Raw genomic sequence first — 15,531 nt, forward strand, 5'->3', positions numbered from 1 at the left:
GTCCCGCACGCTCCCCGAACGCTCACAGCTCTCCGTCGGCCGCCAGCTCGCGCACCCGGGCCGCGCGCTCGCGGATCGACTCCCACTCGGCGTCGTCCTTGCCGTCGACGTGCGAGTACATCAGCCCCATCCGCCCGGTGCCGCGCAGCGCATCCTCGTTCTCCTTCAGGAAGTCCCAGTAGAGCGCGTTGAACGGGCAGGCGCCCTCGCCGGTGGTCCGCGAGACGGCGTACGGGCAGTCCGCGCAGTGGTCGCTCATGCGGTTGACGTAGCTCCCGGAGGAGGCGTACGGCTTCGAGGAGAGCACGTCCGTGCCGAACGACCCCATCGCGACGACGTTCGGCGTCGTCACCCAGTGGTACGCGTCGACGAACCCGAGGTGGAACCACTCGTTCAGTTCGGCCGGGTCGGCGCCGTACACCAGCGCGAAGTTCGACAGCACCATCAGGCGCTCGATGTGGTGGGCGTAGCCGTACTCGCGGACGTGGTCGACCGCCTCGGAGAGACACCGCATGTCGGTGTCGCCGTCCCAGTAGGCGGGCGGGAGGTCCCGGTCCTGTCCCAACTGATTCGCGTCGGCCAGTTCCGGCATCGCCTCGCGGTAGACGTGACGCACGAACTCTCGCCAGCCGATCACCTGCCTGACGAACCCCTCCGCGGCGTTGAGCGGGACGGGCGCCGGCTCCGTTGGCTCCGCCGACTCCGCGCCGTCGCCGAAGTCGTCGAGCGACGCCGTCGCCCCGCCCGACGCGCCGTGCTCCGTCGGGTCGTACCCGCCCGGGTCGACGCCGCGCTCCGCGTAGGCGCGCTCGACCGCCCGGACCGGCTCGCGCGGGTCGAGCAGGCCGAGGTTGATCGCCGGCGAGAGCAGCGAGTGCGAGCAGAACGGCTCGCCGCCGACCATAGCGTCCTGATACCGACCGAACGCGGGGAGCCCGTCGCTGACGAAGCGGTCGAGCGCCTCGCGCGCCCCGTCGCGCGTCACCGGCCACGCGAACTCGTCGAGCGAGTCGTTCCCCCACGTGTCGAACCGCTCGCACACCCACGCGTGGGTCTCGCGGGTCAGCCCGTCCGGCTCGAACGCCGGTCGCGCCGGCGGCTCCCAGCCGTCGGGCGGCGTCTCCTGGTTCAGGTCGTCGTAGTTCCACTCCCCGCCGACCGGGTCGCTGTCGTCCATCAACACCCCCGTCTCGCGGCGGACGTGCCGGTACCAGTTCTCCTGCCGGAAGGTGCGCTCGGCGGCGCCGTCGTCGCCGACGAGCGGTCCGTCGCCGTCGCCCGCCCACTCGCGCCAGTCGGCCGGCGTCGTCCAGAACAGCTCGTTGTCGACGAGGTCGAGGGTCCCGCCGCGCTCGGCGACCAGCCCGCGGAGCCGCTCGCCGGCGCCGTGGCTCGCGGGGCGCATGAGCCGCAGGCGCGGGCCGTCTCCTCCGTTCGCGTCCCGCTCCGCGAAGAACTCGTCGAGCCCCTCGCCGAACGACTCGGCCCGCACGTAGGTCACGTCGTGGCCGCGCTCGCGGAGCTCGTCGCGGAAGTGCCGCATCGCCGAGAACACGAGCGTCAGCTTGTGGGCGTGGTACGGCTTCCGGTCGGCGAAGCCGTGTGCCTCGATCAGCAGCACGTCGTCGGCGGCGTCGAGGACGTCGAGGTCGGGGTTGAGCTGGTCGCCGAGCAGCCAGCAGGTCGTCCGGTCGCTCACGGTACCCGATCCACGGGCGCCACCGACATAGCTCCGGCGGCGCCGCGGATTTCCCCGATCGCCGAGCGTCCCGCACCGTCGCGGCATCCGCGGCTTTTTGTCGCCCCCGCGTGTCGGGCGGTTCATGGACGAGATCCTCACGAACTGGCTGCTCGGTCTGATCGCCGCCCTCCTCGCCGTCCTGGTACTCGACTCGACCGGCCAGTCGTTCCTCGACCCCCTCTCGCCGATCGCGAACGTGCTCGCGCTCGTGACGTTCCTCGCCTTCGTCATCCTCACCGGCGCGTTCCTCGTGTACACCGCGTCGTTCCGTAACTGACGCGCCGACGCCCGCCGGCGATCCGATCGGTTCCCGGCCCCCTCCGCCGCCGCGCGTAGCTTTTTGCCGCGCCTCGCACTGATCGAGGCATGGAATACACGACGCTCGGGAACACGGGGGCGACCGTCTCGAAGATCTGTCTCGGCTGTATGAGCTTCGGCGACCCCGACTGGCGCGAGTGGGTCCTCGACGAGGAAGACGGGAAAGAGCTGGTCGAACGCGCGATCGAGCTCGGCGTGAACTTCTTCGACACCGCCAACATGTACTCGAACGGCGCGAGCGAGCGCGTCCTCGGCGAGGCGCTCGACGGCCACGACCGCGACGAGTTCGTCGTGGCGACGAAGGGGTACTTCCAGATGGACGAGTCGAACCCGAACTCGGGCGGGCTCTCGCGGAAGGCGATCGAACAGGAGCTGTCGAACTCCCTCGACCGGCTCGACACCGACACGATCGACCTCTATCAGATCCATCGCTGGGACGACGACACCCCGATCGAGGAGACGCTGGCCGCGCTCGACGACGCGGTGCGGCGCGGCGACGTGCGGTACGTCGGGGCCTCCTCGATGTGGGCCCACCAGTTCGCGGAGTCGCTCCGCGTCAGCGAGCGCGAGGGGTACGAGCGGTTCGCCACGATGCAGAACCACTACAACCTCGCGTACCGGGAGGAGGAACGCGAGATGCTCCCGCTCTGCGAGAAGGAGAGCGTCGGCGTGATGCCGTGGAGCCCGCTCGCGCGCGGCTACCTGGCGCGCCCCCACGAGGAGGTGGACGCCACCCTCCGCGGCGAGACCGAAGAGCACCTCTACGCGCACCCGTACCGCGAGGGCGGCGGCCGCGAGGTCAACGAGCGCGTCGAGGAGCTCGCGGCCGAGAAGGGCGTGAAGATGGCGCAGATCGCCCTGGCGTGGCTGTTCCACAAGGAGTGGGTCGACACGCCCATCGTCGGAACGACCAGCGTCGAACACCTCGAAGACGCGGTCGAGGCGCTCGACGTCGACCTCTCCGACTCCGACCTCGACTGGCTCGAAGCGCCGTACGAGCCGGTCCGCGTCTCCGGCCACGAGTGAGGGGCCGACCGGCCGCCCCGGGTTATAAACGCACCGTCGCGGACGCCACGGCAACCCTTTTCGGCGGCGCCGCCGAACCGTGGCGCATGGCAGACGACGACGCCACCGACCCCGAGAACGGCGAGGCCGGCGAACAGGGCGACGCCGCCGACGGCGACGACGGCGAGGAGAAGTCCTTCCGCGAGCGCGTCGAGGAGATCCGCGAGCGACGCGAGCAGGAGCGGGAGGAGGGCGACCGCCCCGACCCCGAGGAGATGATGGGCGGCGGCGGCCCGCCGGGGATGGGCGGTGGCGGCGGCGGGAACCCCTTCGCGCAGATGATGTCCGGCATGATGGGCGGCGGCGGTCCCGGCGGCGCGGGCGGCCCGCCCGGCATGGGCGGCGGCCCCGGCGCGCAGGGCGAGCAGGGCCCCCGCGGCGACGACGGCGGCAACGAGGAGCTCGTCCGCGAGGTGCGCCAGCTCCGCGACGAGGTCCGCGACGCGACCCGCCAGCTCCAGCGCATCGCGCAGGCGCTCGAAGACGACTAAACGCGAGCCGTCGCCTCTTTTATTCCACTCAGTACGATACAGTGTTTAGATCGAGCTCCACGAAAATCAGTAACAAGCTATTTGTCTAAGGGAAACAATTCCAGCGTACGAAAACATGCCTACACACGAAACAAAATCCGCGGAGGCAGTTTTATCCGAAAAAACGGATGAACCAGTGGATACGTTCTCCGCGGACGACAAACCGATTCCAGAACTCGACGACTTGGAATCGGTCCCAGAAGAAGAGCGGTAGGTATTAGCCGTTTTGCGGACCGTATCTTTCGAGAAGGTCGTCAGCACGTTCTGTGAGGAATCGCTCACAGTACGCTGGCGCGTTCTCCGCCGTTACTGCCGGGAACCCGCGCTGAACGTCAACTTTCTTGCCGCCTCGATATAGGTCAAGGTGGAGACGTTCCGACTCGACGTCGTGCCCCCACGCTGAATCAGGGTGGTGGTCGAACCGAGCGACCTGTCGCCAGTCACGCTCTCCGTACTGTTCCCCGATGTTCTCTTCCAGTTGAACGAGAAACCAGTCGACGCTCCCGTCAGTAATACCTATCTCCACGTTGACTCGGGAGCGTCCGTACTTTACCGGAACCGAGTAATCGGCGTCTGGATGAGCGTGCCGGTGTTCGGGCGTCGAACTATTCGTCATAAAACACGAGAGAAGAGGTGTGTTAGCTTAACACTCCGACCAGCCGCACGACTCGCACGTCTTGCAGCCCTCGGAGTAGTAAAGATTCATGCCGCCGCACTCGGGGCACTCGGGCGACTCGCCCGCCGCGATGAGCTCCTGCGTCGAGTCGTCCGCGCCCGCGTCGTCGTCGTCCGCCGCCGGCCCGGGCCCGCTCGGAGCGTCGGTCGCCGTGCCGGCGTCGACCGCGCCGCCGTCGGTCTGGCTCGGACGACCCGCGCCGGAGGCGGCCTCCTCGACGTCGTCGAGGCTCTGTTGCTGGGGGATTCCCTTGTCGACGTCGTCGTCGAGGTAGCGCCGCAGTGCGGTGCCGATGGCGTCCGGGATCGACTGGATCTGCTCGCCTTTGTCCCAGGCGACCTTCGGGCTCCGGGTGCCCTGAAGCTCGTCGACGATCTCTTCGGGGTCGACGCCGGAGCGCAGCGCCGTCGAGATGACCTTCGCCAGCGCCTCCGTGAAGGAGTTGGTGTAGCCGCCGGAGTGGCCGATGTTCGCGAACAGCTCGAACGGCAGCCCGTTCTCGTCCTCGTTGATGGTGACGTACAGCTTGCCGTAGCCCGTCTCGACGCGCTGCGTGACGCCGTTCAGGGAGTCGGGGCGCGGGCTGCGCTCGCTGTAGTCGATCCGGGGCTGCTCCGTCGCTTCGAGGAGGTCCGCGACCTCGGCGTCGATCGCCGCGCGGACGTCCTCGTTGTCGAGGAACGCCTCGACGCCGCCGAACACGTCGTTGATCTGCTCGACGATGGTCTCGGCGGCCTCGGTCTCGTCGGCGAACTCGGTGTTCTGCGCGCGGGTCGTGAGCACCTGCTTCGAGCGGGTGCCGTCGCGGTAGTAGGTGACGCCCTTCCCGCCGTTCTCGTAGATGTACTCGAAGACCTCCTTGGCGTCGTCGAGCGTGGAGTCGTTCGGCGCGTTCACCGTCTTCGAGATGGCGGAGTCGACGCCCTTCTGACAGGCGACCTGGACGCCGGCGTGGTCCTTCGCGGAGAGGTCGCCGGTGACGACGAACAGCTCGCCGATCGCGTCCGGCACCGTCTCTAACCCCTCGACGCCGTCGAACGCGTTCTCGGCCATCTGCTCTTGGGCCTCCTGTTTGACCGCGTCGACGTCGACGTCGTTGGCCTCCAGGGTGCGCAGGAAGTAGTCGTCGAACTCGACGAGCATCTCGTCGCCCTGGACGTCGTCGGAGACGTTCTTGTAGTAGGCGACGTTGTAGATGGGCTCGCAGCCGCCGGTCGTGTTGCCGATCATCGACGTCGTGCCCGTCGGGGCGATCGTCGTCGTGTTGTGGTTGCGGATCGGGAAGCCGTCCGCCCACTCGTCGGCGTCGAGCCCGGTGTAGTGCTCGAACCAGTCGCGGTGTTCGGTCGGGTTCGCGTACTTCGAGTCCGCCCAGTCGTTGAACGTCCCGCGCTCCTCGGCGAGCTCGTGGGAGGCGAGCTTCGACTCGTGGTTGATGTGGGTCATCAGCTGGCGGGCGATCTCGTTGCCCGACTCGGAGCCGTAGCGGACGCCGAGCTGGACGTACAGCTGCGCGAGCCCCATGATCCCCAGCCCGATCTTCCGCATGTCCCGGACCTTCTGTTCGATCTCCGGGACGGGGAAGTCGGACATCGTGACGACGTTCTCGAGGAAGCGGGTGCCGTACGCGATCCGCTCGTCGAACGCCTCGAAGTCGATCGCCTCGTCTAGGAACGCCTCGACGGCGGCCGCCTCGGAGTCGTACTCGTCGGCGTGCTCGTCGGACCAGACGCGCCAGTCCGGCGCGTCGAGGTCGGCGAGCGTCGAGAGGTTGATGTGGCCGAGGTTACAGGCCTCGTACTCCTCGAGGGGCTGCTCGCCGCAGGGGTTCGTCGCGAGGATCCGGTGTTCCGGATGCTCCTCGACGTCGAAGGAGTGCTCCTTGTTGATCCGCTCGAGGTAGACGACGCCCGGCTCCCCGTTCTCGTGGGCGCCCTCGATCATGTGGTCCCAGATCTCGGCCGCCGGGACGGAGAGCTCCTCGCCGACCTCGACGTGCTCGCCGAGGCCGAACATGTCGTACAGCTCCTTCGTCTCCGGCGTCGCGACGTGGGGCTCCTCCGTGCGCGGGTTGGTGAAGGTGAACTCCTCGTCGTTCTCCAGCGCCTCCATGAAGTCGTCCGTGACGCCGACGCTGATGTTGAAGTTCGAGAGGTGTCCCTCGACGGCGTTCCGGAGGTGCTCGGGCACCTTCCCGTCCTCGTCGATGAGGTCGCGGGCCTCCTCCAGGGCGTCCGCGAAGGAGTTGTGCGTGAAGTCGTCGGGGTCGTTCAGGCGCAGCGAGTGGGCCAGGGAGACGTCCTTGTTCTTCGCGTGGATGAACTGGATGACGTCGGGGTGCGAGACCCGCATGACGCCCATCTGGGCGCCGCGGCGCGCGCCGCCCTGCGCGATGGTCTCGCACATCTGGTCGAACGTCCGCATGAACGTGATCGGACCGGACGCGATGCCGCCGGTGGAGCCGACCGAGTCGCCGTACGGGCGGAGCTGCCAGAACGCGTACCCCATGCCGCCGCCGGACTGGAACACCTCGGCCGCCTCCTTGGCGGTCTGGTGGATGTCGGTGATGTCGTCGCCGGGCGAGTCGACGAAGCAGGCGGAGAGCTGCTGGAGCTCGTCGCCCGCGTTCATCAGGGTGGGGGAGTTCGGCATGAACGAGAGCGACTCCATCCCCTGCCGGAACGTCTCCGCCGTCGCCTCGACGTGGTCGCGCACGCTCTCGGGCAGCTCGGGGACGACCGTCTCGTACGCGAACTTGTTGACGTTGTGGGCGGTGAGCGTCGTCTCCGCGTCGTCCGCCGCGGTCGTGCCCGCGCCGAAGACCTCCTCGGCGAGCTCGTCGCGTCGCGGGTGGTCGGGCTTCAGCTGGTCGGGCGTGACGGTGACCTCGACGCCCTGCTTCTCGGCCTCGAAGACGGCCTCCGCGAGCGCGACGTTGCGCGCGACGCGGTCGAACAGCTCCTCCTGGTCCTCCGCCGGCTCGCCGTCCGCGTTCTTCCGGAGGTAGCGCGCGGGCAGGATGTTGTGGTAGGCGTTGCCCGTGAGCCGCTCCTCCATGGTGTCGCCCGTGGTGCGTTTGATCGGTAGCTCGACTCCGTCCGCGGTGACGCCGTCGCTGCTCATTCGGCGGCCACCCCGCTGGCTTGGCGTGGGATATGGGTCATCTGTAGTGTTGGTGTACTGGCGAGGCGGGCCCTTGTAGGTTCGGATGTTCGGACCTGCCCGGCATCTACATGTCCGATTCGGTATGTAACGTCGGTCCGGCGCGTCTGACGCTGACTACGGTACGTCGGTAAGGGACGGACTCCGTACACATAAGCATGGGTAGACCGGAGTGAAACTGGTCGTCGAACGACCAAACCGTGCGACGGAAGCGGCCTCCCACCGGAACAAAAGGGGGGTTGTCGGCCGGCGATTTCCCCGGTAACGACGGCCGCTCGTCTCTCTGTGTCCGTCCTCGGGCGGAGCGCGCGGCGGGCTCGACGCAGTTCTCGCCGCCGATATATCAACGATCGACAACTGGGTCCGCCCTCGTCCCACAAGCTTATGCCCGGCCTCGCCGTGACCCCGGACATGACCGCACCGTCGTTCGCGTTCGCGGGACTCGTCGCGCCGGCACAGGCCGCGCTGCTCGGCAGTCAGATCGGCCAGCTGCTGGTCGCTCTGGTCGCCGTCGCGCTGATCATCGTCGTCGGCAAGTTCGTGCTGAAGCTCGCGTGGCGGCTCGTCACGATCGGTATCGTCGTCGTGGCCGCGTTCTACCTGCTGTCGACGCTGGGCGTCGTATAACGAATCGACGGGGGAGCCGCCCCGCCAACGGGACGGGCGCTCGGCTTACTGGAACGCGGCGCCCGGCTCGGCCTCGTCGCGGTCGACCTCCGACCGCTTGAACCGCTGTTCTATCTCCTCGTAGCGCTCGCGCGTCTCGGGGGTGACGCTCGGGTTCACCTCGCGCAGCGCGTCCTCGAAGTGGGCCATCGTCACGCGGACGTTACCGACGGACTCGCCGACCTCCTCCGGGGTGACGCTGCCGATGAACTCCCGTGAGGCGTTCATCGACGCCTCGCGGGCGACCGCCTCGATGTCGGCGCCCACGTACCCCTCGGTCTTGCGCGCCAGCGCGTCGAGGTCGACGTCGTCCGCCAGCGGCTTGTCCCGCGTGTGGACCTCGAAGATCCGGCGGCGCGCCGCCTCGTCGGGGACGGGCACGTGGACGTGCCGGTCCAGCCGTCCGGGGCGCAGCAGCGCCGAGTCGATGAGGTCCGGGCGGTTCGTCGTCGCGATGACGACCACGTCCTCCAGCGATTCGAGCCCGTCGAGCTCCGTCAGCAGCTGGGAGACGACGCGCTCGCCCACGCCGGAGTCGCCGGAGTTCTGCCCGCGCTCGGTGGCGATCGAGTCGATCTCGTCGAAGAACACGATCGTCGGCGCGTTCTCGCGGGCCTTGCTGAACACCTCGCGGACGCCCTTCTCGGACTCGCCCACGTACTTGTTCAGCAGCTCCGGCCCCTTGATCGAGATGAAGTTCGACTCGCTCTCGTTGGCGACCGCCTTCGCGAGCAGGGTCTTCCCCGTGCCCGGCGGGCCGTACATCAGGACGCCCTTGGCGGCCTCCATGTCCAGCTCCTCGAACACTTCGGGGTACTCGAGCGGCCACTGGATCGTCTCGCGGAGCCGCTCTTTGGTGTCTTCGAGGCCGCCGACCTGGTCCCAGCTGACGTCCGGGACCTCGACGAACACCTCGCGGAGCGCGGAGGGCTCGATGCCCTTCATCGCCTCCTTGAAGTCCGCCTCGGTCACCTGGATGCTGTTCAGCACGTCGGCGTCGATCTCGTCGCTCTCGAGGTCGATCTCCGGGCGGATGCGCCGCAGCGCGTGCATCGCGGACTCCTTCGCGAGCGACTCCAGGTCGGCCCCGACGAACCCGTGGGTGTTCTCGGCGTACTCGTCTAGGTCGACCCCGTCGGTCAGCGGCATGTTCCGCGTGTGGACCTGGAGGATCTCCTTGCGGCCGTCGCGGTCGGGGACGCCGACCTCGATCTCGCGGTCGAAGCGGCCGCCCCGGCGGAGCGCCTGGTCGATGGCGTCGACGCGGTTCGTCGCCCCGATGACGACGACCTCGCCGCGCTCCTCGAGCCCGTCCATCAGCGACAGCAGCTGGGCCACGACGCGGCGCTCCACGTCGCCGCCGGCCTCCTCGCGCTTGGGCGCGATGGAGTCGAGCTCGTCCATGAAGATGATCGCCGGCGACTCCTCGGACGCCTCCTCGAACACCTCGCGGAGCTGCTCTTCGCTCTCGCCGTAGTACTTCGACATGATCTCCGGGCCGGAGATCGTGTGGAAGTCCGCGTCGATCTCGTTGGCGACCGCCTTCGCGATCAGCGTCTTCCCCGTGCCCGGCGGGCCGTGGAGCAGGACGCCCTTCGGCGGGTCGATGCCGAGGCGCTTGAACAGCTCCGGGTGCCGCATGGGCAGCTCGATCATCTCGCGGACCTGTTCGAGCTCGTCGTCGAGCCCGCCGATGTCCTCGTAGGTGACGTCGGGGCCCTCGCCGGTGCCGCCGGCGGTGTCGCCGCGGTCGGCGATCTCCTCGGCGGATATCTCCGAGATCGAGATGTCGGTCTCGTCGGTGATGACGACCGTGCCGCCGGGGCTCGTCTCGGCGATCTTCATCGGGACCGCCTGCGACTGGCCGCCCATCAGCCCGAAGCCGAGGGAGGTCCGGATCGTCTGTCCCTCGGTGACGGGCTGTCCGGAGAGCTTGTCGCGGATGAACGGGGCGATCTGTCCCCGCACCCGCAGCTGGCTCGGGAAGGCGATCGTCACCGCGTCCGCCCGCGAGACGTCGACGTCCTCGACGGTGACGCGGTCGTCGATCCCCACGTCGGCCTCCTGGCGGAGGCGGCCGTCGATGCGGATCACGCCGGTGCCGTCGTCCTCGGGGTAGCCGGGCCAGACGCGGGCGATCGCGGCCCCGTCGCCGCCCTCGACGCGGACGATGTCCCCGCCGGAGAGCCCGAGCTCCTCGGCCGCGACGCGGTCGATCGCCGCGAGGCGGCGACCGGCGTCCTTCTGTTTCAGCGGCTTGACGGTCAGCTTCATCGCTCGCCCTCCACGGTGAGCACGCCGTTGTTCACGGCCGCGTCGACGGCCGTCCCCGGCAGCTCGAACTCCGATTCGACCGGACCGTCCGGTCCCTCCACGACGACGATCGCCGTCTCGCCGACGGTGTCGACGGTGACCGAATCGTCGTCGGCCCCGAGGTCGGCGGCGACGATCCACCGGTCGTCGTACTCGTACCGGCGCAGCAGCGCGCCCTCGCCGGTCGATCGGGTCTGTATGTGATTCATCCTAACTACGAGTTAGTCGCAAAGACATATAAACTTGTCGCTCAAAATCGCATGACGTGAGTGTTTTCGATCGCATCGGTAGTGTAGCGGTTCGGACTAGATCACCCGGCGATCGGGCGCCGTCGAGCGATCGGATTCGGGGCCGGTGCGGATCGCCGGTCCGCGGGCCGGATCCCTCCGGCGTTTATCCCGCTCGGCGCCGAACCGCCCGGACATGGAACGGGTCACCCACGACGGCCGCGAGACTGCGTACCGCCGGTTCGACCGCGGCGGCGACGGACCGACGGTCTGTCTCGTCCACGGCAGCGGCGGCACGAAGGACGTCTGGAAGTCGCAGGCGCGGCTCGCGGACCGCTTCCCCGCGGTCGCGGTCGACCTCTCCGGCCACGGCGACAGCGGCGACGCGACGGCGTCCGCCGGCCGCGAGGCGCTCGAGGCGTACGCGGACGACGTCGTCGCGGTCGCCGAGGCGACGGACGCGACGGTCCTCTGCGGGAACTCGCTCGGGGGCGCGGTCGCGCTGTGGGTCGCCTTAGAGCGGGACCTCGCGCTCGACGGCCTCGTGCTCGCCGGCACGGGCGCGAAGCTCGCGGTGGCCGAACCGCTCCGCGACGCGCTCGCCGACGACTTCGAGCGGGCGGTCTCGCTGCTCCACGAGCCGGACCGGCTCTTCCACGACGCGCCCGCGGAGTACGTCGAGCTCTCCGAGGCGGCCATGCGCGCCTGCGGGCGCGCCGTCACCGAACGCGACTTCCTGACGTGCCACCGGTTCGACGTTCGGGACCGGCTCGGCGAGGTCGCGGTCCCGGCGCTCGCGGTCGTCGGCGCGCACGACGGGCTCACCCCGCCGGCGTACCACGAGTACCTCGCGGCGGAGCTCCCCGAGGGGGAGCGGACCGAGATTCCCGACGCCGCCCACCTCGCGATGCTCGAACGGCCGACGGCGTTCAACGACGCGCTCGCGGAGTTCCTCGGCCGACTGTAGTTGCCGCGGCCGTGCGGACCGCAGTCACCGGTCACCGCGCGCCGTCCGTAGCTCGGAGGCACCCTCCACGCCCGAGGCTCGGAGGCACCCTTTTAGGTCGCCCGCGCGTCGCGGGGCCACATGGTCGACAGCGACGAACGGGAGCCGGACACGGGTCGCGCGGACGGATCCGGGGACCGGGCGGACGCCGCGGGCGCCCCCGCCGAGCCCGACATCGAGGACCTGCTCGCGAAGCTCGACGCCCTGAGCGACACCGTCGACGAGGGCCACGAGCGCGAGAAGGTCAGGCAGACCATCTCGCTCGTCGAGCGGATGCCCGGGACCGGCGCGCTCGCCGGGCGGATCACCAAGTACACCTCCCGCGACCTCGCCGAGTCGTTCGTCGGCGCGGTGCTCTTCGCGCTCCCCCTGCTCGTCGAGGGCGGCGTCTTCGAGATCGCGGCCTGGTTCGCGGCGACGACCGTCGCGGGCGTCCCGGTCCTCCTGATCGGTCACGTGGGGTTCATCCTCGTCGCGGTCGCCGGCCTCCTCTACTTCGCCGACTTCCGGCAGATCGCGATCCGGCACCCGATCTTCGGACTCGTCCCCCGCCGGTACGCCGGCGTCCTCGTCGTCTCGCTGGCCACGTCGGCCAGCATGCTGCTGTTCTGGGGCCGGCTCCACGAGGGCGACCCGACCGCGCTCGAACGGGCCGGGCGGATCGCCGTCGTCTGGGCCGCCGCCGCGTTCGGCGCGGGGCTCGGCGACATCCTCCCCGGCGAGTCCCACGGCGAGGACCTCGGGAAGTTCGACCTCGACATCGGCGACACCGAGTGACTCGACGCGGTCGATCGCGCCGGAGCGGTCCGCGGTCGCCGCACGCGATCCGAGCAGTCTGCCCGATCCGGTCCGGGGACTCCCGGTTTTCCACAGCTTTTTCGCCGCGGCGACCCTACCCGCGTTCATGTCAGCGCTACGCGACGCGCTCCGGGACCTCCCGGACGCGGTGTTTGCGGACCTACTCGAGTCGGACGACGGGTACGTCCTCGTCGTCGACCTCCCAGGCGCGGCCGCCGAGACGACAGAGGTGCTCGTCGAGGACGGGCGCATCGAGATCGAGGGCCGGCGCGAGAAGACCGTCCCCGACGGGTTCGAGTACGTCCGCGAGGACCGCCCGCTGTTCCTCGACGCGGAACTCCCCCTCCCGACCGACGCCGACGGCGCCGGCGCCGACGCCGAGATCGACCGCGGCGTCCTCGAAATATCGGTCCCCAAGCGGGAGCGGGACGTCTCCCGGACCATCCCCGTCGACGACGCCGACGACGAGGGCGACGCCTGACGGGTGGTCACGCTGGTCAACCTTCGCGCCTACTGGCGGTTCGTCGTCGTTCTGCGGCAGTTCTCGCCGCTCATCATCGCCTACTGGCGTGACCGCCGCCGGTACTTCCTGTTCGGCGGGAGCCGCGAGGTCGACGCCGAGATCCAGCGCGAGCGCGCCGCGGTGCTGCTCGACATCCTGCTCACCCTCGGCCCGACGTTCATCAAGCTCGGCCAGATCCTCTCGACGCGGCCGGACATCCTCCCGCCGGCGTACATCGAGGTGCTGGAGGGGCTCCAGGACGACGTGCCGCCCGCGCCGTGGGAGGAGTCGAAGGTCGTCCTCGAAGACGAGTTCGGCCCGGTCGACGACGTCTTCGACGAGTTCGACCGCGACCCGATAAGCGGCGCCAGCCTCGGACAGGTGTACACCGCCACCTACGACGGCGACGACGTCGCCGTGAAGGTCCGCCGACCGGGTATCGAGTCCCTCGTCGAGGCCGACCTCCGGACGATCCGCTGGTCGATCCCCCTGATCAAGCGGTTCACCGGCGCCGGCCGGGCGTTCTCCTTGGAGAACCTCGCCGACGAGTTCGCCAAGACGATCCGCGAGGAGATGGACTACGCCCGCGAGCGGACGATGCTCGAAGAGATCCGGAGCAACTTCGCCGACGAGGACCGGATCCGGATCCCGGAGACGTACGAGCCGGTCTCCGGCCCGCGCGTGCTCACGATGGAGTACGTCCCGGGCACGAAGATCAGCGACATCGACGCGCTCGACGAGGCGGGACACGACCGGACGGAGGTCGCGGAGACGCTTCAGGAGGTGTACCTCCAGATGATCATCGAGGACGGGGTGTTCCACGCCGACCCGCACCCTGGGAACCTCGCGGTCGCGGACGACGGCGCCGTGATCTTCTACGACTTCGGAATGGCCGGCCGGGTCGACCCGTTCATCCAGGAGAAGATCGTCGATTTCTACGTCGCGGTCGCGCGACAGGACATCGACGCCATCCTCGACACGCTCATCTCGATGGGGACGCTCTCGCCGGAGGCCGACCGCGAGGTGATGGGCAACGTGATGGAGTTAGCCATCGCGGACGCCAGCGGCGAGGACATCGAGCAGTACCAGGTGAACCAGATCATCGAGCAGGTGGAGTCGACCATCTACGAGTTCCCGCTGCGGCTCCCGCCGAACCTCGCTTTGGTCCTCCGGGTCGCCACCGTCGTCGAGGGCGTCTGCGTCACGCTCGACCCCGAGTTCGACTTCATCTCGACGGCGACCGACTACCTCCGCGAGGAGGGGTACTACGAGCAGACCGCCCGCGACCTCGCCGAGGACGCCGGGCGGCAGGTCCAGCGCACCACCGAGGCGCTGTTCACGGTGCCCCCGAAGGCCGACGAGTTCCTCGACCGCGCCAACCGCGACGACCTGACTGTTAACGTCGTGTTGGAGGACGACACGAAGGTGTTAGAGAAGCTGGCGATGCGGATCGCCTACTCCGTGCTGCTCGCCGTCGGCGTCCTCTCCGCGACGATCCTCTACTCGTTCGCCGAGAACTGGCGGCTCGCCGCCGTCGTCCTCGCGCTGGCGGCGCCGCTCGCGATCGCCCTGTACCGCTCGTTCCGCAAGCAGCGCGGGCTCCGTGCCACCCCGCAGTTCACCCGTCAAGGGATGAAGCAGCGGCGCGACGACTGACCCGTTCCCTCCCGGAAACGGGCCGCTTCAGGCCTCTTCCGGCCGACAGATCCACACGTCTTCCGCTTCCTCGACCGCGTAGTCTCGCGCCGCCAGCCACTCGCGGAGGGCGGCGGAGCCGGATCCGGCCGCGGTCTCCTCCGAACCCCCCTTCGCGTCCTCGGCCGCCGCCTCGGCGGCCTCGTGGACCTCCACGACGAGCAGCGGGCGGTGGGTCGCGAGCGTCGCCGTCGCGCCCCGGAGGACCGCGGCCTCGTGCCCCTCGACGTCGACCTTGATCGCGTCCGGCGGAGGGACGGTGCCGACCCCGTCCGTCCCCTCGCCGCCGACGCCGTCGACGAGGTCGTCGAGCCGGCGGACGGGGACCGACTCCGTGCCCGCGACGCTCGCGCCCCACCTGGTCGCCGACTCGCGGTCGAACGCGGAACACTTCGAGTACGTCGAGCGGTAGAAGGTGAGCGTCGCGTTCGCGTCGCCGAGGCCGGCGCGTCTGAGGTCGATCACGCCGCCGGCCCCGCCTCCGCCGCCCAGCCCGTTCCGGTCGGCGTTCCGCGCCAGCCGGTCCGCGCTCTCGCCGTTCGGTTCGAACGCGACCACCCGGCGGTCGGTGCCCAGCGCCAGCGGGACGGCGTGCTCGCCGACGTGCGCGCCCACGTCGAGGACCACCGCGTCGTCGGGCAGTCGGTCGAGCGCGTCGAGCCCGGGGTCGTCGCCGTGGGGGTTCGTCGGCTCGTAGCTCCAGTACCGCCCCGCGACCGTGCGCTTCGGCGTCGCGACGCCGAGCGCGTAGGTGAGGTCCGCGAGGCGGTACAGCGTCCGGAAGCCGCGCCGCTCGACCCGGGCGCGCAGCGACGAGAGGGGCCGGCTCATC

Annotated in this window: 14 protein-coding genes; 8 read left to right on the plus strand and 6 right to left on the minus strand. The window is 69.5% G+C overall.

Annotation, left to right across the window (positions count from 1 at the left end):
• Nucleotides 1-22 precede the first annotated feature (22 nt).
• The gene (locus EXE48_RS06380; RefSeq protein ID WP_137711008.1) at nt 23-1,699 is read right to left on the minus strand and encodes a cryptochrome/photolyase family protein; all 1,677 of its coding nucleotides are present in this window, start codon (nt 1,697-1,699) and stop codon (nt 23-25) included.
• A 124-nt stretch (nt 1,700-1,823) separates the two neighbouring features.
• Between EXE48_RS06380 and EXE48_RS06385 the strand changes: the two genes are divergently transcribed.
• The 3 genes from EXE48_RS06385 (at nt 1,824) to EXE48_RS06395 (ending at nt 3,615) form a co-directional block, all read left to right on the plus strand.
• Nucleotides 1,824-2,018, plus strand: a complete 195-nt coding sequence (locus EXE48_RS06385) for a hypothetical protein (protein WP_053770545.1) — start codon at nt 1,824-1,826, stop codon at nt 2,016-2,018.
• Nucleotides 2,019-2,107: 89 nt separating this feature from the next.
• Nucleotides 2,108-3,085, plus strand: a complete 978-nt coding sequence (locus EXE48_RS06390; RefSeq protein WP_137711009.1) for an aldo/keto reductase — start codon at nt 2,108-2,110, stop codon at nt 3,083-3,085.
• 86 nt (nt 3,086-3,171) lie between these two features.
• The gene (locus tag EXE48_RS06395) at nt 3,172-3,615 is read left to right on the plus strand and encodes a hypothetical protein (protein ID WP_053770547.1); all 444 of its coding nucleotides are present in this window, start codon (nt 3,172-3,174) and stop codon (nt 3,613-3,615) included.
• 256 nt (nt 3,616-3,871) lie between these two features.
• Here EXE48_RS06395 and EXE48_RS06400 read toward each other — a convergent pair whose 3' ends face one another.
• Entirely contained in the window at nt 3,872-4,270 is a 399-nt protein-coding gene (locus EXE48_RS06400) for a DUF7718 family protein (protein ID WP_137705189.1), read from the minus strand.
• A 27-nt stretch (nt 4,271-4,297) separates the two neighbouring features.
• Nucleotides 4,298-7,453 carry an adenosylcobalamin-dependent ribonucleoside-diphosphate reductase gene (locus EXE48_RS06405; protein ID WP_121600066.1) on the minus strand — a complete coding sequence of 1,052 codons (3,156 nt, stop codon included), beginning with the start codon at nt 7,451-7,453 and terminating at the stop codon, nt 4,298-4,300.
• Between the two features lie 423 nt (nt 7,454-7,876).
• Here EXE48_RS06405 and EXE48_RS06410 point away from each other — a divergent pair, with 423 nt between their 5' ends.
• Nucleotides 7,877-8,119 carry a DUF8029 family protein gene (locus tag EXE48_RS06410; RefSeq protein WP_137705187.1) on the plus strand — a complete coding sequence of 81 codons (243 nt, stop codon included), beginning with the start codon at nt 7,877-7,879 and terminating at the stop codon, nt 8,117-8,119.
• 45 nt (nt 8,120-8,164) lie between these two features.
• On the opposite strand, the gene EXE48_RS06415 is transcribed toward EXE48_RS06410, so the two are convergent.
• On the minus strand, nt 8,165-10,432 hold the full coding sequence (locus EXE48_RS06415; RefSeq protein WP_121600067.1) for a CDC48 family AAA ATPase: 2,268 nt from the start codon (nt 10,430-10,432) through the stop codon (nt 8,165-8,167).
• Nucleotides 10,429-10,680: an Hsp20/alpha crystallin family protein gene (locus EXE48_RS06420; protein WP_053770551.1), complete on the minus strand. Its 252-nt coding sequence runs from the start codon at nt 10,678-10,680 to the stop codon at nt 10,429-10,431. Before EXE48_RS06420 ends, EXE48_RS06415 begins: the two co-directional genes overlap by 4 nt.
• Nucleotides 10,681-10,894: 214 nt before the next feature.
• Between EXE48_RS06420 and EXE48_RS06425 the strand changes: the two genes are divergently transcribed.
• The 4 genes from EXE48_RS06425 to EXE48_RS06440 all read left to right on the plus strand — a co-directional run bounded on the left by EXE48_RS06425 (nt 10,895) and on the right by EXE48_RS06440 (nt 14,660).
• Nucleotides 10,895-11,665: an alpha/beta fold hydrolase gene (locus EXE48_RS06425; protein WP_137705186.1), complete on the plus strand. Its 771-nt coding sequence runs from the start codon at nt 10,895-10,897 to the stop codon at nt 11,663-11,665.
• A gap of 120 nt (nt 11,666-11,785) precedes the next feature.
• Entirely contained in the window at nt 11,786-12,481 is a 696-nt protein-coding gene (locus EXE48_RS06430) for a hypothetical protein (protein ID WP_053770553.1), read from the plus strand.
• Between the two features lie 127 nt (nt 12,482-12,608).
• The gene (locus EXE48_RS06435) at nt 12,609-12,983 is read left to right on the plus strand and encodes an Hsp20/alpha crystallin family protein (protein ID WP_053770554.1); all 375 of its coding nucleotides are present in this window, start codon (nt 12,609-12,611) and stop codon (nt 12,981-12,983) included.
• Nucleotides 12,984-12,986: 3 nt separating this feature from the next.
• A complete protein-coding gene (locus EXE48_RS06440) occupies nt 12,987-14,660 on the plus strand; it encodes an ABC1 kinase family protein (protein WP_053770555.1) in 1,674 nt (557 codons plus the stop codon).
• Nucleotides 14,661-14,687: 27 nt separating this feature from the next.
• Here the strand turns inward: EXE48_RS06440 and EXE48_RS06445 are convergent, their stop codons facing one another.
• Nucleotides 14,688-15,530 carry an FkbM family methyltransferase gene (locus EXE48_RS06445; RefSeq protein ID WP_053770556.1) on the minus strand — a complete coding sequence of 281 codons (843 nt, stop codon included), beginning with the start codon at nt 15,528-15,530 and terminating at the stop codon, nt 14,688-14,690.
• Nucleotide 15,531: the final 1 nt, after the last annotated feature.

The sequence above is a fragment of the Halorubrum sp. ASP1 genome (assembly GCF_005435135.1).
Classification (GTDB): Archaea; Halobacteriota; Halobacteria; order Halobacteriales; family Haloferacaceae; genus Halorubrum; species Halorubrum tropicale.